Below are 26,179 nucleotides of genomic sequence, written 5' to 3' on the forward strand. Positions count from 1 at the left end.
ATCGCCCCCGAAAAACACGGGGTGGGAAAACACCGAATGAATTATTTAAGGGAATACGAACATGTTTACTTCCAGATTAACGATGTTGCACTTATTATGTGAATCTACCTTTATTAAATATTAATTTCAGCTTCCAACATGATAATTTACCGCAATCCAGTAATCCATTTGCCCGGCCTTACTTCGATGGTTCTGTGCATCCTGATAATTTGAAAATGTTTATTTAAGTGAGATTTACGGGCGATAAACTAGCCGAAGATCAAGAAATAGATTACATCCAGATTGCGACCGAAGACTACTTTGGTGTAATGCGTATCATTGGCGAGTGTGACATTCGCCACCGCCTCATAATTCATGGAGAAAATGATGAAAACTTTAGATTACTTTGCCCAGTTAAGATCACAACTGGCCGCGTTTACCTTCCTCAATGGCGATGGGCTGACTGTTTCCCGTCTGGGTCTCTCGATTACTCTGTTTTTTAAACAAGGCTACACCCAGGAAAAAACAATATTAAATTACCTTCGAAACCAATCATGTGGAATCCCTCACCGGCATTTTTGTAATAAGCAAGGAATTCCATCGGTCAGATATATACCCGTTATCTTTCAAGTTGCCTCTTAAGTTGGCGGCACTCGCTCACCCCGGTCACAAAGTTAGTTATGTTCCCGGGGATTCTCTCCCTTACCGTCGCGATGCATCTTGAAATCCATAGGGTATAGAGCATCTAGAATTTAGTAGCTTTGAACATGGCAAAAGGGGGGTAACATCGTAAATCTCCAGTATCCTTTAAAGCATCCGCGTCATTGTGTTCAAAAAGCTCAATAGTTTTGAACCCAGCCTTGTTCAAGATTTCATAATATGTATCTTTATGCCAATGCGTATCTGAAACCTTAAATATACTTTCATTTGGCAGATCTAAATACACTGGCTTGATTTCTCCATCATTGTATTTTTTATTTAGATCGCCGCTCATAAAAGAGCTGAACTTAATCCCACAAGAATCCGGATTAGTATCCAATACGTAAAAAATACCACCAGGTTTTAATGTTCTATGAACTTCCTTGGCGATTTTTAAAAGATCAGACTTTTTATTGCTACCGATGAACACGTAACAGCATATAGCTGCGTCGAAAGTATTATCATTGAAGTTAAGGACACCAGTTTTGATTTGATGATAAGAGCTATTGCCACGATTGATATTGCTGGCGGCTTTGTCCACCATAGTTTGTGAGATATCTACTCCCGTTACCGTCTTTATGCCTCCAGCAATTAGCCGACGTGACACTTTCCCACCACCACAACCGTAATCAAGAACCGATATATTTTGCCCCAAGCTCTCCTTAAGGTTATCAATCAACGGTGTGTACCCAAGTCTCTCTTCCAAATAATCATCATATTGATCGAATAAGTTTGAAACCTCTTCATTCATCCAGTCAGTATTCATTTGTCATCTCATATTCATATATGTGTAGTAATAACCAAAAATTGCTCTTTAAAGCCCTTCGGACTTTTCGCCTGATATCCCCGCCCGCACGGGGCAAGGGTTTACGGCGGTTTTTGCTAAGAAAAAACATAACTGAGTTAAATAAAAGGTCTAACAGAACCTAAAATAATAAATTGGTTTTTGCAATATCTAAGTCATATTTAGCAATATTGCTTTTTCTTTAAATTGATCACGCTCCTCCAGACCCCCATTGTGAAAAAAATTCAATATCAAAATGACACAAATACAACTATGTGTATATGAGTATTATCTATATATTGAGTCCAGTCACAATATTCCTTTTTTTACAGGAGGTTTCTTGTATATATACTCAATCAACTTGAATCCTGCATTTTAAAATTAATTGGGTATATTATCATTCTAAAAATAGTTTTTAAAAATAATAATCATATTCATTGAAAATAACTACTTTATACAGATTAATATACAGTCGCGATAATTACCATAATGATAACCAAAAAGAAAAAAACTCACTGAATGCCATCTGACAATTACCTAAAAACAGCCCAAAAACGAGGCCATAAAACAGTCGAAATAATGTTTTTTATCATTATTCTCTGCGCTCATCACAAAATATTAATCACTTTACTTTCCATAAAACACCATTCAAAACAATTGTAATTATTTCATAACTTTATCATTAACAATGTAATTATTATTTATGTAATTATAATTTTTATTATTGCATTGCCGCAGGAATTTAGAGAAACAATAGATGATAACGTTATGAAATAGTCAACGACCGAATGGTACCGTTTTATCTACCCGTTATTTTCATCCTATTTCAGCACGTTATCAGACACCCTATTTGCTGCCTTCTTTTAATGAACATTAAGAATCTCTTTACGTATTCATGGAGTGCAAGTCAGCATAAATATTTTATTTATTAAATAGTTAAAAGGAATAAACATGAGCACAATCACACCAGAACACCCTGAAATGACACAACAGGCACAAAAAGCTAACCGACTGCATGAAGCGAGTATCCTCAAACGTGCTAATCCTCAATTGCAAAATGCGGTACATCTTGCTTTAACCTCGCCTCACGCCGATCAACAAGGTTATAACAGTAAATTTGGTGGCCGTGCCAGCCAATATGTCTCCCCCGGTGCAGTTGCCTCCATGTTCTCTCCCGCTGCTTATCTGACTGAACTTTACCGTCAGGCACGGGATTTACACGCAGAAAATACCATTTATCATCTGGATAAACGCCGCCCGGATCTAAAATCACTGACGCTCAGCCAGCAAAATATGAATGATGAAGTTTCTACACTTTCTCTATCTAATAAAGTACTGCTGGAAGGGATTAAGACGCTGACTGGGCTAGAAAGCCATACTGATGTGATGAAAGCGCTATCAACCTTTCGCCATTCTGGTTCGACGCCGTATCACGATGCTTATGAAAATATATGCAAAGCTATTCAATTACAGGCTCCGACATTCGACCAATTTAGTCCATCCCCAGAAACAGATATCGCTAAACTGAAATATCAAGCTTCCCTGTTGGGGATGAATATTTCCATCTCGCCAGAACTATTTAATATCCTAACAGAGCAGATTACAGATGACGAAGAAGAGATTAAAAAGCTCTATAAAGAAAACTTTGACAATATTCAGCCCTCTTTAATGGCAACGCTAGAATACCTAAAAAGCTATTATAATTTGACTGATGAGGAAGTTAACCAGTTTATTAACCAACGAAATATTAGGCTAATACATGAGGAAATGAATTCCAAATATGGCAGCCAACAACCCGCTCAATATTATCTACTCAAGCTCAATAAGATTATTCTTCTGTCACGAGCCACCAAAATGGCACCTGCAATCCTTAAAAAAATTGCCTTTAGTAGAACTTATCAGGCAATATCTCAACCTATAGAAGTCACCCTGGAATATGACCCTACTATATACGATGAATTGAATGATATACCAGACATCAATACAGAGATATTAAAGAAAATCTTTCGCGTTAAATACTATATGCAGCGTTACAATATTGATGCTGAAACTGCATTAATCCTGTGTAATGCACCCATTTCACAAAATTATTATAGCCGTAGTTCCGATCAATTTAGTCGTTTATTTAATACCCCACCATTGAATGGTCAGGATTTTCACGTTTGGGATGAAGAGATTAATTTAAGCCCAAACGATACAAATAGCTGGCAAAAAGAAGTGCTTAAACGGGCTTTTAATGTCGATGATATTTCACTTTATCAATTACTAAAGATGACTCATTGTGATAATGACAATGGAAAAATAATCAATAATTTAACTAATATTTCTTATCTCTATTTAGCCAAATTACTGGCAGATATTCATCAGTTAACTGTTAATGAACTGAATTTACTGTTGGTTGCCATAGATGAAGGATCAACCAGCTTATCAGGGATAAGTGATGACAATCTGGCTATTCTGATCGATAAACTTTATAGCGTTACCCAGTGGTTGCGTACACAGAAATGGAATACGTACCTGCTGTTTATGATGACCACCACCAGCTATAACAAAAACCTGACTCCAGAAATCCAGAACCTGCTAGATGCTGTCTACAATGGTTTGCAAGGCTTTAACAGCGAAAATGAGACAAATCTTCTGTTGAAAATGTCTCCTTATCTCGCCGCCGCTCTGCAATTGCCGTCTGAAAATGCCGCTCACTATGTACTCGCTTGGGCAGATCAACTAAAACCTGGCGCTGGTGTAATGACAGCAACAAAATTCTGGGGATGGTTGCAATCTCAACACAATTCAGAACAATCAACTACTGTAACAGAAGAACAAGCAGTCCAATATTGCCAATGCCTGGCACAACTGGCGCTGATTTATCGCTCCATCGGCCTTAGTGAAAACACCTTACGTCTGTTTGTCACACAACCGCAGCTCTTTGACCTTACCGCAGGAACAGCGTCGACACACAATGCATTATCACTGGTAAAGCTGACGCATTTTACTAACTGGGTTAACTCTCTAGGTAAAAACGCCTCTTCTGTACTGACCGAATTTGAAAAGGGAACATTAGAAGCCAAACAGTTGGCTGATGCCATGAGCCTTGATAAAAATCTACTGGAGCAAGCCAGTACCCAAGCACAAGCTAATTTCGCCAACTGGACATCTATCAATACTATCCTGCAATGGGTTAATATCGCGCATCAATTGAACGTTTCTCCGCAGAGCGTTTCAGATCTAGTGAAATTACAGGCTGAAAAATCCACTTATGTTCATTGGGAAAACGTAGCTACGACATTAACCGCAGGACTAGACACCCAAAAGGCCGATGCCTTGCATATTTTTCTGGATGAGTCTCGTAGCGCCGCATTGAGTAAATACTATATCGGTAAAATTGCTAGTCAAAATCCAGCGATTAAAAACCGTGATGATCTATACCAGTATTTATTGATCGATAACCAAGTTTCTGCTGCCATCAAAACCACGCCAATTGCAGAAGCTATCGCCAGCATCCAACTGTATGTCAACCGGGCATTGAAAAAGATGGAAGGTGATGCAGTCACAAGTGTCGTCTGCCATCCGTTCTTTACCGATTGGGATAAATACAATAAACGCTACAGCACTTGGGCCAGCATTACTAAGCTCATTTACTACCCTGAGAATTACATCGATCCGACGATACGCATCGGGCGAACAAAAATGATGGATACGTTGCTGCAATCCATCAGCCAGAGTCAATTAAATACCGATACGGTAGAAGATGCCTTTATGTCTTATCTGACATCATTCGAACAGGTGGCTAATCTGGAAATCATTAGCGCCTATCATGACAACATCAATAACAATCAGGGATTAACCTACTTTATCGGACACAGTAAAACAGAAGTGAACCAATATTATTGGCGTAGTGTGGATCACAATAAATTCAGCAATGGTAAGTTTCCTGCTAACGCCTGGAGTGAATGGCACAAAATTGACTGTCCAACAAATCCCTATAAAGACACTATCCGCCCGGTAATTTTCCAATCTCGCCTGTATCTGATCTGGCTAGAGCAGAAGAAAATTGCTAAACAGACAGAAAATAATCATCAAACCGTCGTAAGCCATCACTATGAACTAAAACTGGCGCATATCCGTTATGACAGTACCTGGAATACACCAATAGCCTTAGAAGTACATGACAAAATATCCGCTGTTTTAAAAACATCAGATTTATTAGACCAATTGCAAGAGTACCAAAAGCAATTAGAAGATAAACTGAAAGAACAGCAGGAAGAAGTAGAGCGACTAAAACCAATCCTACCACTGAATCCAGTAAGTCCACCAAAACCTATAGAGCCACTAAAATCATTGCAACTATTGCCACCGCTAATAGAACAACGGAAAAAACAACTGGCGCAATGGGAGAGAGAATTGAATGAACAGGGGCAATCAACGACAGAGATAAGCGTAAGGGAAAAACAACTGGAATTGAACCAACAGGATATTCAGAAGGAACTGGATCGACTGGAACCAGAGCTAATAAGAAAACAACTAGGGTTCTACTGTGCAAATCACCAAGACAATAAGTTGTTAGTCCTGTTTTATCAAAAACAGGACGCACCGGATAAATACACAACAGATGCGCCAATAAAAGGGCTACATATCTCCTCAAATATATTACTTGAAGATATAAATCTCGGAGATTACATACTTAACATTCGTAACCAGTTTGATATCGATATTGGAGTCAACAGTATCATTAAGGTGAATAACCGACACGAAATCTCTTCATCAATAGAAATAAATGACAATAATATCCTGATCCTTTACCACGATACAAACGGAGCGCAGTATATGCAGTCAGGAGGTTATCGTACTCGCCTGAATACACTGTTTGCTCGTAAATTAATTAGCCGCGCCATGACCGGGATCGATACTATCTTAAGTATGGAAACTCAGAAATTATCCGAACCCCAATTAAAGGAAGGATTTTTTGCTAATTTCACTCTTCCTAAATACGATCAAAACATACATGGCAATGAACGCTGGTTTAAAATTCACATAGGTAATATTAATGGTAATAATTCAATGCGGTTATATTACCAAGGAACACTAACGGATAATGAAACCAGCATTACTTTATTTGTCCCCTATAAGAAAGACCTTTATACTATGGAGGGTGTCAGGATAGGGGTGCAATACAAGCGACAATTTTATCAAAATTGGTGGGAGCCAGCTTTCTTCTATTTCAGCGAAACTCAGCAAAAATTTGTACTTATTAATGATGCTGATCATACCTCAGCCATGACTCATGGAGGCGAACGAGCACCAGTCAAGAAATACCAAGGCTTTTCTAAAGTTTCTGTTCTATCCGAACACACAGAACCAATGGATTTCAACGGAGCCAATAGCCTCTATTTTTGGGAATTGTTCTACTATGCTCCGATGCTGATTGCTCAACGTTTGTTACACGAGCAAAACTTCGATGAAGCCAACCGTTGGCTGAAATATGTCTGGAACCCAGCCGGCTATATTGAACATGGTCAGATTCAGCACTACCACTGGAATGTTCGCCCGTTGTTGGAAGATACTAGCTGGAACGATGATCCATTAAATTCCGTCGATCCCGATGCTATAGCGCAATATGATCCCATGCATTACAAAGTCGTTACTTTTATGCGCACCCTTGATCTGTTGCTGGCCCGTGGAGATTACGCCTATCGTCAGTTAGAACGAGATACGCTCAACGAAGCTAAGATGTGGTATATGCAAGCACTGCATCTATTGGGTGATAAACCTGATTTATCGTTCGGTTCAGAGTGGAGTAAGCCAAGTTTAGGTGACGCGGCCAAAATGGAGAAACAAGAAGAACACGCCCAAGCAATGGTCGCTCTGCGACAAGGTGATGTTAGTCGGCACAACAACCCGACAGATCTTTTCTTGCCACAGGTTAATGAAGTGATGCAAAACTATTGGCAAAAATTGGAACAACGGCTGTATAACCTGCGCCACAACCTCTCTATTGACGGTCAACCGCTACATCTGCCTATTTACGCTACACCAGCGGATCCAAAAGCGTTACTCAGTGCTGCTATTGCCAACTCACAAGGCGGAAGCAAGTTACCGACGTCATTTATGTCACTGTGGCGTTTCCCACTGATGTTGGAAAACGCACGCGGTATGGTAAGCCAGTTAACACAGTTCGGCTCCACGTTACAAAATATTATCGAACGTCAGGATGCGGAAGCCTTAAACACGCTATTGCAGAATCAAGCGGCAGAATTGATATTGACCAATCTCAGCATACAGGACAAAACCCGAGAAGAACTGGATGCGGAAAAAACCGTACTGGAAAAATCCAAAGCCGGAGCGCAATCACGCTTTGACAGCTACAAAAAGCTATACGATGAAAATATCAATGCGGGTGAAAACCGGGTGATAGCATTGCATGCCTCTGTGGCTGGCCTTAGCACTGCCCTGCAGGCATCGCGTCTGGCAGGCGCTGCCCTTGATCTGGCGCCCAACATTTTCGGCTTCGCTGATGGCGGCAGCCGTTGGGGGGCAATTGCCGAAGCGACAGGTAATGTCATGGAATTTTCCGCGAGTGTTATGAACACCGAAGCGGATAAAATCAGCCAGTCTGAAGCCTATCGCCGTCGCCGTCAGGAGTGGGAAATCCAACGTAACAATGCCGAAGCAGAGATAAAACAAATCGATGCCCAACTTCAATCGTTGGCAGTACGCCGTGAAGCTGCGGTGTTGCAGAAAACCAGCCTGAAAACCCAACAGGAACAGACTCAGGCGCAATTGACTTTCCTACAACGTAAATTCAGTAATCAAGCGTTGTACCACTGGCTACGTGGTCGGCTAGCTGCTATCTACTTCCAATTTTACGATTTGGCCGTAACCCGTTGTCTGATGGCTGAAATGGCTTATCGTTGGGAGACTAATGATACCGCCGCAAGCTTTATCAAACCCGGCGCCTGGCAAGGGACACATGCTGGTCTACTCGCTGGTGAAACCTTGATGTTAAATCTGGCACAAATGGAAGATGCCCATTTGAGATGGGATCAACGCGCTCTGGAAGTAGAACGGACCATTTCACTGGCGCAACTCTATGGAGCACTGCCAGAAAAATCGTTCAATTTGACAACACGAATTTCTGCCCTGCTAGCAGATGGCACAACTGGCTCCGTTGACGATCATCCCGTTACATTAGAAAACGGCCAACTCAGTGCCAAAATCTCTCTGTCAGATTTGTCATTACATAATGACTACCCAGAAGGCAACGGCGTAGGCAATATTCGACGCATTAAACAGATCAGTGTCACCCTGCCAGCCCTGTTAGGGCCATACCAGGATGCACAAGCTATTCTGTCCTACGGAGGAAACGAAACCGGATTAGCTGAAAGCTGTAAATCACTGGCGATCTCTCATGGGATAAATGACAGTGGTCAATTCCAGTTGGATTTCAACAATGGTAAGTTCCTGCCGTTTGAAGGGATAGCGATTAACGATACTGGCACATTGACACTCAGTTTCCCCAATGCGACTGACAAACAAAAAAACATGTTGCAGACACTGAGTGATATCATTCTGCATATTCGCTACACCATCCGCCAATAACCACCTCAATTAAATACTAAAGGCAGGCTCCTAAACGGGGCCTGAACCTTTCACGAATATATACCCGTTATCTTTCAAGTTGCCTCTTTGTTGGCTGCACTCGCTCACCCCCTTGCCGTCGCGATGCATCTTGAAATCCATAGGGTATACACCACACTCACAGTCTGCCTTCTTACCTGTCTAACGCTCGTTATAACAGAGATATTTCCTTTTCTCGTGAGTCCGATTGCCTACTATAAAATATCAACCCTCTTCTTTTTCGTAGCATGCAATATGTAACAAATGCAACTATTTCATTTGGTTATTGTTAATCAATTATATTACTTATGATGTAATTATAATTTTTGTTATTGCATTACAACAGCCATTTAAACAAATAATAACGCTACGAAATAGTTGATAGTTAAATGGTGTTTTTATTTAGCCATTATTTTCAACCTAATTTCAGACTGTTATCAGACGTTACCTGTGTTGACTTTGTTTTGATGAATATAAATAACCTTATTTATATCCACGGTACTCAGGCCAGCATAAATGTTTTATTGACCTAACATTTAAAAGGAATAAACATGAACACACTCAAATCCGAATATCAACAAGCGTTAGGAGCAGGTTTTAATAATCTAACCGATATTTGCCATCTCTCTTTTGACGAACTTCGCAAAAAAGTGAAGGACCAACTCTCATGGTCACAGACCCAGAGCTTATATCTTGAAGCACAGCAGGTGCAAAAGGATAACCTTCTGCATGAAGCCCGTATTCTGAAACGCGCCAATCCTCAATTACAAAGTGCGGTACATCTTGCCCTGACAACACCTCATGCTGACCAACAAGGTTATAATAGCCGATTTGGCAACCGCGCTAGCCAATATGCAGCCCCTGGCGCAATTTCTTCCATGTTTTCTCCCGCGGCTTACCTGGCTGAACTTTATCGTCAGGCACGAAATTTACATGACAAAGATTCTATTTATCATTTGGATAAACGCCGTCCAGATCTAAAATCATTGGTACTCAGCCAGAAAAATATGGATACGGAGATTTCCACACTTTCTCTGTCTAATGACATGTTGCTAGAAGGGATTAAAACTCAGCCTAATTTGGACAGCCACACTAAAGTGATGGAAAAATTATCTACTTTCCGCCTTTCCAGTTCGATGCCATATCACGATGCTTATGAAAGTGTACGTAAGGTTATTCAATTACAAGCTCAGGTATTTGAGCAATTAAGCGTATACCCAGAAACAACACTCTCTCAATTGAAGTATCAAGCTTCCCTGTTAGATATTAATGCTTCCGTTTCACCAAAGTTATTTACTATTCTGACAGAAGAAATTACCGAATCTACTGCTGAAACTCTTTATAAGAATAATTTTGGTGATATTAAACCTTCTCTGATAGAAAAACTGGAATATCTGAAAAGTTATTACAATCTGAGTGATGAAGAGTTTAGCGACTTCCTTAAAATAAGAACTATACTTCTCCCAGAAGAAGAAATAACAATTACTGAGCCTGCATCGCGTACTACTAGTACACAACAAACTATCGAAAAGACTAATTATCGTGCTCTGTTGAAAATTAATAAATTTATTCGTCTATTCAAAGCTATAAACTTATCACCAACGGTATTAAGTGGAATCCTCCGCAGTATCAGTCCAGAATTCAACATCAATGAAGAAGTGTTAAAAAAAATCTTCTGTATTAAATACTATATGCAACGTTACGGTATTGATGCTGAAACTGCACTAATACTATGCAAGGCACCAATTTCACAACATAGCAATGACGGCCATCCAAGCCAGTTTGATCGTTTATTTAATTCCCCAAAACTGAATGGTCAGGATTTTTCTACCAATGGCACTCCAGAGATTGATTTAAATCTAAGCAGTACCAACAGCTGGCACAAAACAGTACTTAAACGTGCTTTTAATGTCGATGATATCTCATTAAATCGACTACTAAAGGTTACCTATGGAGACAACACTAAAGAAACAATGGTTAATAATAGAGATAATCTCTCTCATCTCTATCGCACAAAATTACTCGCGGATATCCATCAGCTAACTATTGATGAATTAGGGGTACTACTAGTAGTAGTTGCCATAGATGAAGGAAAAACCGATTTATCTAAGATTACTCATGATAATTTAGCGGTTCTAATTAGCAAACTCTATACTGTTACCAATTGGCTGCGTACACGGAAATGGAGTGTATATCAGTTATTTGTGATGACCACCACCGACTATAACCAAACCCTGACACCAGAAATTCAGAACTTACTGGATACTATATATAACGGCCTGCAAGATTTTGACAAGAAAATACTAAAAGCCAAAGAGGAGCTAAAAAAAGCGGAAGAAAGCCAGCAAAAATCGGAAGAAAATTTAAATAAAGCCAAAAAGAATCTGCAAGAGGCCGAGGAGAATCTGAAAAAAACACTGTCTCATTACATAGCCGCCGCTCTGCAATTGCCATCTGAGAATGTTGCTCTCTCCGTGCTGGCCTGGGCAGATAAGCTAAACTACGGCAAAGCAGACAAAATGACGGCAGACACACTCTGGGACTGGTTGCGGAAAAATCCCTTTGGAACTCAATCATCGGAACCAACAGGAACAACTGCATCAGATAACTCAATTCAACAAGCTGTCCACTATTGCCAATGTCTAGCACAACTAGCACTGATTTACCGTTCTACTGGCCTTAGCGAAAGCACTTTACGTCTGTTTGTGACAAATCCACAACTCTTTGGTCTTACCACAACAGCAACGTCAACACACAATGTATTATCACTGATTATGCTGACGCGTTTTACCGACTGGGTTAACTCACTAGGTGAAAACGCCTCTTCTGTACTGACCGAATTTGAAAAAGGAACATTAACAGCAGAAATATTGGCTAAGGCCATGAATCTTGATGAAAATCTACTGGAGCAAGCCAAGACTCAAGCAAAAGCTGATTTCTCCAACTGGTCATCTATCGACACCATCCGGCAATGGATTAACATCGCACGTCAATTGAATATCTCTCCACAAGGTATTTCTGAACTGGAGCAAGTATTAGACATAGAATCTTCCGCTGACTATACCAAATGGGAAAACGTCGCTGCGATATTAACCTCCGGGCTAGACACCCAAAAAGCCAACGCTCTATGTGCATTTCTGGATGAGTCTCGCAGTGCTGCGTTAAGTACATACTATATTTATTCTCATAACCAAAAAGATCGAGAAGCAAGAAAACATACGGTAATTAAAAACCGTGATGATCTATATCAATACCTATTGATCGATAATCAGGTCTCCGCCGCCATTAAAACCACGGAAATTGCTGAAGCTATCGCTAGTATCCAACTGTATATTAACCGCGCATTGAAAAATATGGAGGGAGATACTGTCACAAGTGTCACCAGCCGCTCATTCTTTACTAACTGGGATAAATACAACAAACGCTACAGCACCTGGGCCGGCATGGCTAAACTCCTTTACTATCCAGAGAATTACATCGATCCGACATTACGTATTGGGCAGACAAAAATGATGGATACGCTACTGCAATCCATCAGCCAAAGCCAATTGAATACCGATACCGTAGAAGATGCCTTTAAATCTTATCTAACGTCATTCGAACAGGTGGCTAATCTGGAAGTAATCAGCGCCTACCATGACAACATTAATAATGACCAAGGATTGACCTATTTTATCGGACGCAGTAAAACAGAAGTGAATCAATATTATTGGCGCAGTGTAGATCACAATAAATTCAGCGAAGGTAAATTCCCCGCTAATGCCTGGAGCGAGTGGCACAAAATTGACTGTCCAATTAACCCCTATGAAGATACTATCCGCCCGGTAATCTACCAATCCCGCCTATATATCACCTGGCTGGAACAGAAGAAGGTAACTAATCGATCAGAAGTAGAAGCTCTATCAAAAGTAGAAGCTCTATCAGAAATAAAAACAGACAAACAAAGAAGCAAAACGACCACAAGCTATTATTATGAACTGAAATTGGCACATATTCGTTATGACGGTACCTGGAATACACCAATTACCTTTGATGTAGATAAAAAAATATCTGATCTAAATCTAGAACCGAATAAAGTGTTAGGACTCTATTGTGCAAGCTATCAAGGCAAAGATAAATTACTGGTCATATTTTATCAAAAACGGCCCGAACAAGCAGATTATAGACAGGCTACCATGCAAGGGTTATATATCTCCTCTAATATGTCACAAGAAGAGATGAAGCCTAATGATTATAAACTTAATATTCATGAACAGCTTGATACCCGTACTGAAACCAATAGTGTTATAAGAGTCAATAACCGCTATGCAGAAAGCTACGAAATCCCTTCATCAGTAAACAGTAATAACGGTTATGATTGGGGTGAAGGCTACCTGAGTATGGTATATGGCGGGAGTATTCTGATTACCCGACCTCAATTAAATGGTTCAAAAATCCAAATCTCACCGAAGTTAAGAATTATTCATAATGGATATGAAGGTCGACAACGTAATCAATGCAATTTGATGAAAAAATACGGTAAGCTTGGTGATAAATTTATTATTTATACCACGCTAGGTATTAACCAAAATAATTTATCAAATAAAAAATTTATCTACCCTGTTTATCAATATGGAGACACCCCCGAAAAAGGGAAACTACTGTTTTATCGGGATAGTGCCACTAACTTTGTAAGAGCCTGGCTCCCTAACCTTCCCTCTGGCTCTCAAGAAATGTCCGTAACCACTGGCGGTAACATTAGTGGTAACTATGGTTATATTGATAATAAACATAGTAACAACAATCCATTCAAAGAATATTTCTATATGGATGACCACGGTGGTATTGACACTGATGTTTCTGGACCAATGTTTATTAATACCGATATTAAGTCTTCAAATGTTAAAGTCATAATAAAGGCTACCGGTATCAAAGAAGAAACGTTTATAGCAAGCAAGGACAACAATGTACCTACTGAGCCACCCCCTAACTTCGAAGAAATGTATTATCAATTTAAAGCTCTCAAAGAAATAGATGTCTCCAAGCTGACATATAATAATAATGAAGCAAGTATTGATGTCACCTTTACAGCATCTGCTGAAGCATTTGAAAGTGGTCAGAAAGAACGTAATCTAGGCGAAGAACATTTCAGTATTCGTATTACCAAAAAGGCAGAAACTGATAATGTCTTATCCCTTCACAGCAATCCAAGCGGGGCACAATATATGCAATGGGGAAACAATAGTACCCGCCTTAATACGCTATTTGCCCGTAAATTAATTAGCCGAGCCAACGCTGGTATTGACACTATTTTAAGCATGGAAACTCAGAATATTCAGGAACCTAAATTAGGAGAAGATTCGCTTGATGCTACAGAACCAATGGATTTCAACGGCGCTAACAGCCTCTATTTCTGGGAACTGTTCTACTATACCCCGATGTTGATTGCTCAGCGTTTGCTGCACGAGCAAAACTTCGATGAGGCTAACCGCTGGCTGAAATATGTCTGGAATCCGGCTGGCTATATTGTCAATGGTCAAATGCAGCATTACCGCTGGAATGTCCGCCCATTACAAGAGGATACTAGTTGGAACGATGATCCACTGGATTCGGTCGATCCTGACGCTGTAGCGCAACACGACCCAATGCACTACAAAGTCGCCACCTTTATGCGCACCCTTGATCTGTTGATCGAACAGGGAGATTACGCCTATCGCCAATTGGAGCGAGACACACTCGCCGAAGCCAAAATGTGGTATATGCAAGCACTGCATCTATTAGGTGATAAACCTCATCTACCACTCAGTTCAACATGGAATGATCCAGAGCTAGAAGAAGCCGCAGATCTTGAAAAACAACAGATACACGCCAAAGCAATAGCAGATTTACGACAAGGCCAGTCTACAGGTGGAAGCAATACAGATCTTTTCCTGCCACAGGTCAACGAAGTGATGCTGAGCTATTGGCAGAAACTGGAACAACGGCTGTATAACCTGCGCCATAACCTCTCTATTGATGGTCAACCTTTGCATCTGCCTATTTTCGCAACACCAGCCGATCCAAAAGCGTTACTCAGTGCCGCTGTTGCCAGCTCACAGGGCGGAAGCAATATGCCAACGTCATTTATGTCACTGTGGCGTTTCCCACACATGCTGGAAAACGCCCGCGGCATGGTCAGTCAGCTCACTCAATTCGGCTCCACATTACAAAATATTATCGAACGTCAGGATGCAGAGGCATTAAACACACTGTTGCAGAATCATGCGGCGGAACTGGTATTGACCAATCTCAGCATACAGGGCAAAACCATTGAAGAGCTGGATGTTGAAAAAACTGTGCTAGAAAAAACACGCGCCGGAGCTCAATCACGTTTTGATAGCTACAGCAAATTCTACAATGAAGACATCAACGCAGGTGAAAAACAGGCAATGGCATTGCGTGCTTCCGTCGCTGGTATCTCTACTGTCCTTCAAGCATCACATCTGGCGGGCGCGGCTCTTGATCTGGCCCCCAACATCTTTGGCTTCGCTGATGGTGGTAGCCATTGGGGTGCGATCGCCCAAGCCACAGGTAATGTCATGGAATTCTCCGCCAGTGTCATGAACACCGAAGCGGATAAAATCAGCCAGTCGGAAGCCTACCGTCGTCGCCGTCAGGAATGGGAAATACAGCGTAATAACGCCGAGACAGAGCTGAAACAAATCGATGCTCAGCTTCAATCACTAGTAGTACGCCGCGAAGCCGCGGTGTTGCAGAAAACCAGCCTGAAAACGCAACAGGAACAAACCCAAGCACAACTGCTGTTCCTACAACATAAGTTCAGCAATCAAGCTTTGTACAACTGGCTGCGTGGTCGGCTGTCCGCCATTTACTTCCAGTTCTATGATTTAACAGTAGCTCGCTGTTTGATGGCTGAAATGGCCTATCGCTGGGAGACTAATGACACCACGGCAAGCTTTATCAAACCCGGTGCCTGGCAAGGAACCCATGCCGGTTTGCTGGCGGGAGAAACCTTAATGCTGAATCTGGCACAAATGGAAGATGCGCATCTGAAACAGGATCAACGCGTACTGGAAGTAGAACGTACCGTTTCACTAGCAAATATCTATAAAGAGAAAAGTCAATTTTCCCTGACTGAGAAAATTGCAGAACTGGTGAAGAATAAATTAGGCACTGCCGGTAGCGGAAATAATGCCCTGAAGTTTGGTACCAAAAGTGCCAAAACTTCTCTGCAAGCGTCTATTTCGTTAGCTGACTTACAAATTTGTCACGATTACCCAGAAGGTAGTGGAGTCGGTAATGTTCGCCGAATTAAACAGATCAGTGTCACCCTGCCAGCACTGTTAGGCCCCTATCAGGATGTGCAAGCGATTCTGTCTTACAGCGGAGATGTCACTGGATTAACTGAAAGTTGCAAATCGTTGGCGGTTTCTCATGGGATGAATGACAGCGGCCAGTTCCAACTGGATTTCAACGATGGAAAATTCCTGCCGTTTGAAGGAATCGACATCGATAAAGGTACGCTGACATTGAGCTTCCCAAATGCAATTGGTGAAGGAAGCAAAGAGGGCAAACAACAAACCATGCTGGAGAGTCTAAGCGACATCATTCTGCATATTCGCTACACCATTCGCCAATAACGATTTCAATTAAGTGCTAAAACAGGCCCCTAAATGGGGCCTGCAAGGAGTCTTTCATGCAAAATTCACAAGATTTTAGTATTACAGAACTATCATTGCCCAAAGGGGGAGGCGCTATCACGGGAATGGGGGAAGCGTTAACCCCCACCGGACCGGATGGTATGGCCGCGCTATCTCTACCATTGCCTATTTCTGCCGGGCGCGGTTATGCCCCGTCACTCGCCTTAAACTACAACAGTGGCGCCGGTAACAGTCCATTTGGTCTGGGTTGGGATTGCAATGTTATGACCATCCGCCGACGCACCCATTTTGGCGTTCCCCATTATAACGAAACCGATACTTTCCTTGGGCCGGAAGGCGAAGTACTGGTAGTAGCGGATCAACCGCGTGATGAATCGACATTACAGGGTATCAACCTAGGCGCTACCTTCACCGTTACCGAATACCGTTCCCGTCTGGAAAGTCATTTCAGCCGATTGGAATATTGGCAGCCCAAGACAACAGACAAAACAGACTTTTGGTTGATATATAGCCCAGATGGACAGATACATCTACTGGGTAAATCATCTCAAGCGCGGATCAGCAACCCGTCAGACATCACACAAACAGCACAATGGTTGCTAGAAGCTTCCGTATCACCACATGGTGAGCAAATTTATTATCAGTACCGAGCCGAAGATAACTTAGATTGTGAAACTAATGAAACTACGCTCCATCCACAGGCCACAGCACAACGTTATTTACACATAGTGTATTACGGCAACCGGACAGCCAGCGAAACGTTACCCGGTCTGGATGGTCGCGGCCCATCACAAACAGACTGGTTGTTCTACCTGGTATTTGATTACGGCGAACGCAGTAACAACCTGAAAATGCCACCAGCATTTACAGCAACGGGTAACTGGCTTTGTCGTCAGGACCGTTTTTCCCGTTATGAATATGGCTTTGGGATTCGTACCCGCCGTTTATGCCGTCAGATACTGATGTATCACTGCCTGCAAGCGCTGGATAATAAGATAAAAGAACACAACGGACCAACGCTGGTTTCACGCCTGATACTCAATTATAACGAAAGCGAAATCGCCAGCACGCTGGCATTTGTTCGTCGAGTGGGACACGAGCAAGACGGTACTGCCGTCACCCTGCCACCATTAGAATTGGCGTATCAGGATTTTTCACCGCAACATAACGCTCACTGGCAGCGGATGGACGTTCTGTCTAATTTCAACTCTATTCAGCGCTGGCAACTAGTTGATCTAAAAGGCGAAGGATTACCGGGCCTGCTATATCAGGATAAAAACGCCTGGTGGTACCGTTCCGCACAGCGCTTGGGTGAAATTGGCTCAGATACCGTCACTTGGGAAAAAATGCAGCCTTTGTCTGTTATCCCTTCCTTGCAAAGTAACGCCTCGCTGGTGGATATCAACGGAGACGGCCAACTTGACTGGGTTATCACCGGACCGGGATTACGGGGATATCATAGTCAACGCCCGGATGGCAGTTGGACACGTTTTACCCCGCTCAACGCTCTGCCGGTGGAATATACTCATCCACGCGCGCAACTCGCCGACTTAATGGGAGCCGGACTCTCTGATTTAGTGCTGATCGGCCCTAACAGTGTGCGTTTATATGCCAATACTTGTGACGGCTTTGCCAAAGGGCAAGATGTGGTGCAATCCGGTGATGTCACGCTGCCAGTACCGGGTGCCGATCCGCGTAAGTTGGTGGCGTTTAGTGATGTATTGGGTTCCGGTCAGACGCATCTGGTTGAAGTGAGCGCAACTAAAGTCACCTGCTGGCCTAATCTGGGGCACGGACGTTTTGGTCAACCCATTACCCTTACCCTACCGGGATTCAGCCAGCCGGAGGCCATATTTAACCCTGCTCAAGTTTATCTGGCCGATCTGGATGGCAGCGGTCCAACTGATCTGATTTATGTTCACACCAACCGTCTGGATATCTTCCTGAATAAAAGCGGCAACGGTTTTGCCGCACCAGTGACATTGCGCTTCCCAGAAGGCTTGCGTTTTGATCATACCTGTCAGTTACAAGTGGCCGATGTACAAGGGTTAGGCGTCGCCAGCCTGATACTGAGCGTGCCACATATGGCTCCCCATCACTGGCGTTGTGATCTAACCAGCGCAAAACCGTGGTTACTCAGTGAAATAAATAACAATATGGGGGCCCATCACACCTTGCGTTACCGCAGTTCCACCCAGTTTTGGCTGGATGAAAAATCCGCGGCGTTGGCTGCCGGACAAACACCGGTTTGTTATCTCCCCTTCCCGGTACACACCCTATGGCAAACGGAAACAGAGGATGAAATCAGCGGCAACAAATTAGTCACAACACTACGTTATGCTCGTGGTGCCTGGGATGGGCGTGAGCGGGAATTTCGCGGATTTGGTTATGTAGAGCAGACAGACAGCCATCAACTGGCTCAAGGCAACGCGCCAGAACGCACACCACCCGCACTGACCAAAAACTGGTATGCCACCGGGCTGCCCGTAATAGATAACACATTATCGACAGAGTATTGGCGTGGTGATAATCAGGCTTTTGCCGGTTTTTCACCACGCTTTACGACCTGGCAAGATGGTCAAGATGTTCAGCTAACACCGGAAGATGATAACAGCCAGTATTGGCTAAATCGGGCGTTGAAAGGCCAACTGCTACGTAGTGAACTATACGGGAAGGATGGCAGTACACAGGAGAAAACTCCCTACACGGTCACTGAATTCCGCCCACAAGTACGTCGATTACAGCATACCGATAACCGATATCCGGTGCTGTGGTCATCTGTAGTTGAAAGCCGCAACTATCATTACGAGCGTATCGCCAGCGACCCGCAATGCAGCCAAGATATTACGCTATCCAGTGATCTATTTGGTCAACCGCTAAAACAGGTTTCGGTACAGTATCCACGCCGACAGCAACCGGCAATCAGTCCGTATCCTGATACGCTGCCTGATAAGTTGTTAGCCAACAGCTATGATGACCAGCAACGCCAATTACGGTTCACTTATCAACAGTTCAGTTGGCATCATCTGACTGGTAATGCCGTTCGGGTATTGGGATTACCGGATAGTACCCGCAGTGATATCTTTACTTATGGCGCTGAAAATGTGCCTGCTGATGGTTTAAATCTGGAACTACTGAGCGATAAAAATAGTCTGATTGCGGATAATAAACCGCGTGAATACCTCGGCCAGAAAAAAACCGTTTATACCAATGGGAAAAATGCAACGCCATTGCAAACGCCAACGCGACAAGCGCTGGTTGCCTTTACCGAGACAACGGTATTTAGTCAATCCACACTATCAGCGTTTGATGGGAGTATCCCATCTGCTCAATTATCAACGACGCTGGAACAAGCCGGATACCAACAAACAAATTATCTATTCCCTCGCACTGGAGAAGACAAAATCTGGGTAGCTCATCATGGCTATACCGATTACGGTACAGCTGCACAGTTCTGGCGCCCACAAAAACAGAGCAACACCCAACTCACGGGCAAAATTACACTCACTTGGGATGCAAGCTATTGCGTTGTCACCCAAACCCGAGATGCTGCTGGACTGACAACCTCAACCAGATATGACTGGCGTTTTCTGACTCCTGTACAACTCACGGATATCAATGACAATCAGCACCTTATCACGCTAGATGCACTAGGCCGACCAATCACACTGCGCTTTTGGGGAACTGAAAACGGCAAGATGACCGGTTACTCTTCACCGGAAAAAACATCGTTTTCTCCACCATCCGATGTAGACGCCGCTATTGAGTTAAAAAAACCGCTCCCTGTAGCACAGTGTCAGGTTTACGCACCAGAAAGCTGGATGCCAGTACTAAGTCAGAAAGCCCTCAATAGACTGGCAGAGCAAGACCGGCAAAAGTTATACAACGCCAGAATCATCACCGAAGATGAGCGCATATGTACACTGGCCTATCGCCACTGGGCACAAAGTCAAAAGGCACCCCCTCAACTCATTAGCCTGTTAAACAACGTTCGCCGTTTACCGCCTCACAGCCTCACATTGACTACGGATCGTTATGACCGCGATCCTGAGCAACAGATCCGTCAACAGGTGGTATTTAGCGATGGCTTTGGCCGCTTGCTGCAAGCTGCTGCCCGACATGAAGCAGGCTTGGCCTGGCAACGTAATGAAGATGGTTCTCTGATTATAAGTGTCAAGAATACCGAAAATCGTTGGGCAGTGACCGGACGGACAGAATATGACAATAAGGGACAACCGATACGCACCTATCAGCCCTATTTCCTCAATGACTGGCGATACATTAGCAATGACAGTGCCCGGCAGGAAAAAGAAGCTTATGCAGATACCCATGTCTATGATCCCGTTGGTCGAGAAATCAAGGTTATCACCGCAAAAGGTTGGTTACGCCGAACCTTGTTCACTCCCTGGTTTACTGTCAATGAGGATGAAAATGACACAGCTGCTGAGGTGAATATGTAACTTGATCAACCCCGCCTGGCTGACAGGCGGGAAACATAGATAGAGGTGAAAGGTGTTGTTCATAATACCGTCAGATACTCAACTTATTATCTGGTTGATCATTGGTTTTATTGCGGCCTGGGGCGGGTTAGTAAGGTACCTCATTGATATGCAAAACAAACAATATAAATGGAGTTGGATCAACGTATTCTGTCAACTCATCATCTCCTGTTTTACCGGTGTACTGGGAGGACTGCTGAGTTTTGAAAGTGGCAGCAGTATCTATATGACTTTTGCGATTGCAGGTTTATTCGGCACAACAGGAAGTACCGGACTGAATTGGCTCTGGCGCCGCCTCGTTATGCATCATCATGATCATGGAAGGAAGCAATAAGGTATGCCCACTGCCACAGCAAACCATCTGTCTCCAGCTAAACTGGGAAATTATCTACTACACTATCGTAAGAAAACTAACATGCAGACAAAAATTGCGATTGCAGAAAGGATTACACACAACAACGAGGTAAATCATGAAAAATATTGATCCCAAACTTTATCAAAAAACCCCTATCGTCAACGTCCAAGACAACCGTGGTTTGACGATCCGTAATATCGATTTTCACCGTACCACCGCAAACGGTGATACCGATACCCGTATTACCCGCCATCAATACAATGCTCACGGGCACCTAAGTCAAAGCATCGATCCGCGCCTATATGAGGTCAGACAAACTAACAGTACGATCAAACCCAATTTTCTTTGGCAGTATGACTTGACCGGTAATCCCCTACGTACAGAGAGCATTGATGCAGGTCGCACTGTCACCTTGAATGATATTGAAGGCCGTCCGCTGCTGACAGTGACTGCAACAGGTGTCATACAAACCCGGCAATATGAAATTTCTTCTCTGCCCGGTCGTCTGTTATCTGTTACCGAACAAATACCAGAGGAAAAAACATCCCGTATCACCGAACGCTTGATTTGGGCTGGCAATAGCGAAGCAGAGAAAAACCATAACCTTGCCGGCCAGTGTGTGCGCCACTATGACACGGCGGGAGTTACCCGGTTGGAGAGTTTATCACTGACCGGTACTGTTTTATCTCAATCCAGCCAACTATTGATCGACACTCAAGAGGCAAACTGGACAGGTGATAACGAAACTGTCTGGCAAAACATGCTGGCTGATGACATCTACACCATCCTGAGCACCTTCGATACCACCGGCGCTTTATTGACTCAGACCGATGCGAAAGGGAACATTCAGAGGCTAGCCTATGATGTGGCCGGGCAGCTAAACGGGAGCGGGTTAACAGTAAAAGGCCAGACGGAACAAGTGATTATTAAATCCCTGACCTATTCCGCTGCCGGACAAAAATTACGCGAGGAACACGGCAATGGTGTTATTACTGAATATAGTTATGAACCGGAAACCCAATGGCTTATCGGTATCAAAACCCGCCGTCCGTCAAACACCAATCCGTTAGACAGCAAAGTGTTGCAAGACCTACGCTATCAATATGACCCGGTCGGCAATGTCATCAGTATCCGTAACGATGCGGAAGCTACCCGCTTTTGGCACAATCAAAAAGTGGTGCCGGAAAACACCTACACTTACGATTCCCTATATCAGCTTACCAGCGCCACCGGGCGCGAGATGGCGAATATAGGTCAACAAAGTCACCAATTTCCCTCCCCCGCTCTACCTTCTGATAACAACACTTATACCAACTATACCCGTACTTATATTTATGACCGTGGCGGCAATCTGACTAAAATCCAGCACAGTTCACCGGCTACGCAAAACAACTACACCACAGATATCACGGTTTCTAACCGGAGCAATCGCGCAGTGCTAAGCACACTGACCGAAGATCCGGCGCAAGTAGATGCTTTGTTTGATGCAGGCGGGCATCAGAACATCTTAACATCAGGACAAAGCCTGAACTGGAATACTCGCGGTGAACTACAACAAGTAACATTGGTGAAACGGGACAAGGGCACCAATGATGATCGGGAGTGGTATCGTTATAGTGGTGATGGGAAAAGGACATTAAAAGTCAACGAACAACGGGCCAGCAACAACGCTCAAATACAGCGAATAACTTATTTGTCGAGCTTAGAACTCCGTTTAACACAAAACAACACGACCACAACCGAAGATTTGCAAATTATCACAGTAGGAGAAGCGGGCCGGGCACAGGTACGAGTATTACATTGGGAGAGTGGCAAACCAGCGGATATCAGCAATAATCAGCTACGTTATAGCTACGATAATCTTATTGGCTCTAGTCAGCTTGAATTAGACAGCGAAGGAGAGATTATCAGTGAGGAAGAGTACTATCCCTATGGTGGCACGGCATTATGGGCAGCAAGGAATCAGACAGAAGCCAGTTATAAAACCATCCGTTACTCAGGCAAAGAGCGGGATTCTTCCGGGCTATATTACTACGGCTATCGGTATTATCAGCCGTGGGTAGGACGGTGGTTAAATGCCGATCCGGCGGGAACAGTAGATGGACTGAATTTATATCGGATGGTGAGGAATAATCCGGCTACCCTACTTGATCCTGATGGATTAATGCCAACAATTGCAGAACGCATAGCAGCACTGCAAAAAAATAAAGTAGCAGATTCAGCGCCTTCGCCAACAAATGCCACAAACGTAGCGATAAACGTCCGCCCGCCCGTAGCACCAAAACCTACCTTACCCAAAACATCAACGAGTAGACAACCAACTACACACCCCATCAAATCTGCAAGCATAAAACCAACGATGTCGAGATCATCCATTACTGCTCCATTGAGTCCAGAAGGAAATAAATCTATTCCTGAAATATCTCTGCCAGAAAGCACTCAAAGCAGCTCTTCAAGCACTATTTCGACAAATCTACAGAAAAAGTCATTTACTTTATATAGAGCGGATAATAGATCCTTTGAAGAAATGCAGAGTAAATTCCCTGAAGGATTTAAAGCCTGGACTCCTCTAGATACTAAGATGGCAAGGCAGTTTGCTAGTATCTTTATTGGTCAGAAAGATACTTCTAATTTACCTCAAGAAACAGTCAAGAACATAAACAAATGGGGAGCAAAGCCAAAATTAAATGATCTTTCAAATTACATAAAATATACCAAGGACAGATCTACAGTATGGGTCTCTACTGCAATTAATACTGAAGCAGGTGGACAAAGTTCAGGGGCTCCACTCCATGAAATTAATATGGATCTTTATGAGCTTACCATTGATGGACAAAAACTAAATCCACTACCGAAGGGAAGAACTAAAGACAGGGTACCTTCACTCTTACTTGACACACCAGAAATAGAAACAGCATCCATAATTGCACTTAATCATGGGCCGGTAAATGATGCAGAAGTTTCATTCCTGACAACAATTCCGCTTAAAAATGTAAAACCTCATAAGAGATAACGAAAAATTAATATTCTTTATCTACTGCTAATAGCCCTCTTGAACTTACACTCAAGGGGGAAAACTAAATAAGAAACCATCTTTAATAATAAGCCATGAGAAAGTATTTATCTCATGGCTTTCTCGTTTCTGACATCATATTTAAAAATATTAAAATATTTCAATTTTAGTGTTAATGTAAAAAAATCAAGATCATATTTTATCAAAAATATACAATCCATTAATTTACATCCAACTCTAAAATATCAAATCAGCAATTAATGAATTTAATGGTTCTTTATATTTATTTCTAAGGACATAAGCACAATACCTTACCGATGGTGCTGGACGTGGTTCAAAATTCAGAAATGTTATACCTTTATCAATATGGGCAGAATAGCGCATTTCATTGGGTGTCATTAAACTTATCGCGACACCCGCTTTTACCAGATCCAATCTATTAGTAAAATCAGGGATCGTCAATAACGCTAAATTCTGGTATTCAGGCAGATAATTCAATGGCATAAAATTATCGCATTGTTTTAAAAAGGCACTATTATGCTGAACCAAAGGAAAGCTATATATTATTTCATCAACATGACTCTCTGGTTCTAAAATATCATTGGATACGGCAAGAGACAACTTTTGATAAGCACCATCTATCCTGATGATATCATCATTATCTGGATAACATTCAGTCGTCACATAAACCGTTATATCCCCTTTCATTAAGGAGGAAAATATTGCGTCTTGTCTTGTTAAATCATCAATGAGGAAATTGTTGATTATACAAATATCGCGGTAATGATAACGTTGCACCGCTCTTTTTACGACCGTAGATATCTTATTAACATATTCTCCACTTGTGCCAATAACCAGTTTGTCTCTGTTTGATAATTTATAATTTCTACGACAATTCCAGTTATCCTCAACTTTTTGGATCCTTTCATAACATGGCAACAACTCCTGATATAATGCCTTACCCTCTTCCGTAAGCTTGGTTTTTCCCGGTAATCGCTCAAATAATTGGCAACCTACACGCTGTTCCAGTTGATATACGAGCCTGCTAAGTGGAGAGGGGGTAATGCAAAGCGTATCCGCTGCTAACGTGAATGACTCTTTCTTAGCTGATTCCATAAAATACTTTAGTTGCTTTGAACAAAATATCATCACATACCCTCTTGTTTTCATTCCAGAAATAGAATATTAACCATAGAACATGACAATGATGTTTCTACTTTGCATTATTTTACATTAGGACATGTATTAATTGATATTGGATTTCACTATTTATATTCTTAATGCTTACTAAACACTTAACTAATTATTATAAAATAAAAATAAATTATCAATATATTTAAATAATAATTTTAATGAAACTTTATATTTTGTGATTAAGTGCAAATATATCTCATCATCACTAATATTCTATATTTCAATTAGTTAAATAAACATCGATAATATTTATATTAAATCAATACCAATATATCATTAAATAAAATACACGGTAGATTCACATAATAAGTGCAACATCGTTAATCTGGAAGTAAACATGTTCGTATTCCCTTAAATAATTCATTCGGTGTTTTCCCACCCCGTGTTTTTCGGGGGCGATTA

At 42.3% G+C, this 26,179-nt stretch carries 8 protein-coding genes; 6 read left to right on the forward strand and 2 right to left on the reverse strand.

Features of this window, described 5'->3' with window-relative positions; translation table 11 throughout:
• The first annotated feature begins 366 nt into the window (after positions 1–366).
• A complete protein-coding gene (locus tag ACGF5R_RS20285; RefSeq protein ID WP_387692444.1) occupies positions 367–621 on the forward strand; it encodes a hypothetical protein in 255 nt (84 codons plus the stop codon).
• 103 nt (positions 622–724) lie between these two features.
• Here ACGF5R_RS20285 and ACGF5R_RS20290 read toward each other — a convergent pair whose 3' ends face one another.
• Positions 725–1,444: a class I SAM-dependent methyltransferase gene (locus ACGF5R_RS20290; protein ID WP_387692433.1), complete on the reverse strand. Its 720-nt coding sequence runs from the start codon at positions 1,442–1,444 to the stop codon at positions 725–727.
• A 969-nt stretch (positions 1,445–2,413) separates the two neighbouring features.
• Between ACGF5R_RS20290 and ACGF5R_RS20295 the strand changes: the two genes are divergently transcribed.
• The 5 genes from ACGF5R_RS20295 to ACGF5R_RS20315 all read left to right on the forward strand — a co-directional run bounded on the left by ACGF5R_RS20295 (position 2,414) and on the right by ACGF5R_RS20315 (position 24,583).
• Positions 2,414–9,058: a neuraminidase-like domain-containing protein gene (locus tag ACGF5R_RS20295; RefSeq protein WP_387692435.1), complete on the forward strand. Its 6,645-nt coding sequence runs from the start codon at positions 2,414–2,416 to the stop codon at positions 9,056–9,058.
• Positions 9,059–9,627: 569 nt separating this feature from the next.
• Positions 9,628–16,695, forward strand: a complete 7,068-nt coding sequence (locus ACGF5R_RS20300) for a neuraminidase-like domain-containing protein (RefSeq protein ID WP_387692437.1) — start codon at positions 9,628–9,630, stop codon at positions 16,693–16,695.
• A gap of 56 nt (positions 16,696–16,751) precedes the next feature.
• Positions 16,752–21,176: a SpvB/TcaC N-terminal domain-containing protein gene (locus tag ACGF5R_RS20305; RefSeq protein ID WP_387692439.1), complete on the forward strand. Its 4,425-nt coding sequence runs from the start codon at positions 16,752–16,754 to the stop codon at positions 21,174–21,176.
• A gap of 52 nt (positions 21,177–21,228) precedes the next feature.
• Entirely contained in the window at positions 21,229–21,549 is a 321-nt protein-coding gene (locus tag ACGF5R_RS20310) for a phage holin family protein (protein ID WP_112876805.1), read from the forward strand.
• 136 nt (positions 21,550–21,685) lie between these two features.
• On the forward strand, positions 21,686–24,583 hold the full coding sequence (locus ACGF5R_RS20315) for an RHS repeat-associated core domain-containing protein (RefSeq protein ID WP_387692441.1): 2,898 nt from the start codon (positions 21,686–21,688) through the stop codon (positions 24,581–24,583).
• Positions 24,584–24,820: 237 nt separating this feature from the next.
• On the opposite strand, the gene ACGF5R_RS20320 is transcribed toward ACGF5R_RS20315, so the two are convergent.
• Positions 24,821–25,753 (reverse strand): LysR family transcriptional regulator, encoded by a 933-nt coding sequence (locus ACGF5R_RS20320; RefSeq protein WP_387692443.1) that lies wholly within the window; start codon positions 25,751–25,753, stop codon positions 24,821–24,823.
• Positions 25,754–26,179 lie beyond the last annotated feature (426 nt).

Origin of the sequence: Photorhabdus sp. RM71S (assembly GCF_042879355.1) — a bacterium.
Lineage (GTDB): Bacteria > Pseudomonadota > Gammaproteobacteria > Enterobacterales > Enterobacteriaceae > Photorhabdus > Photorhabdus kayaii.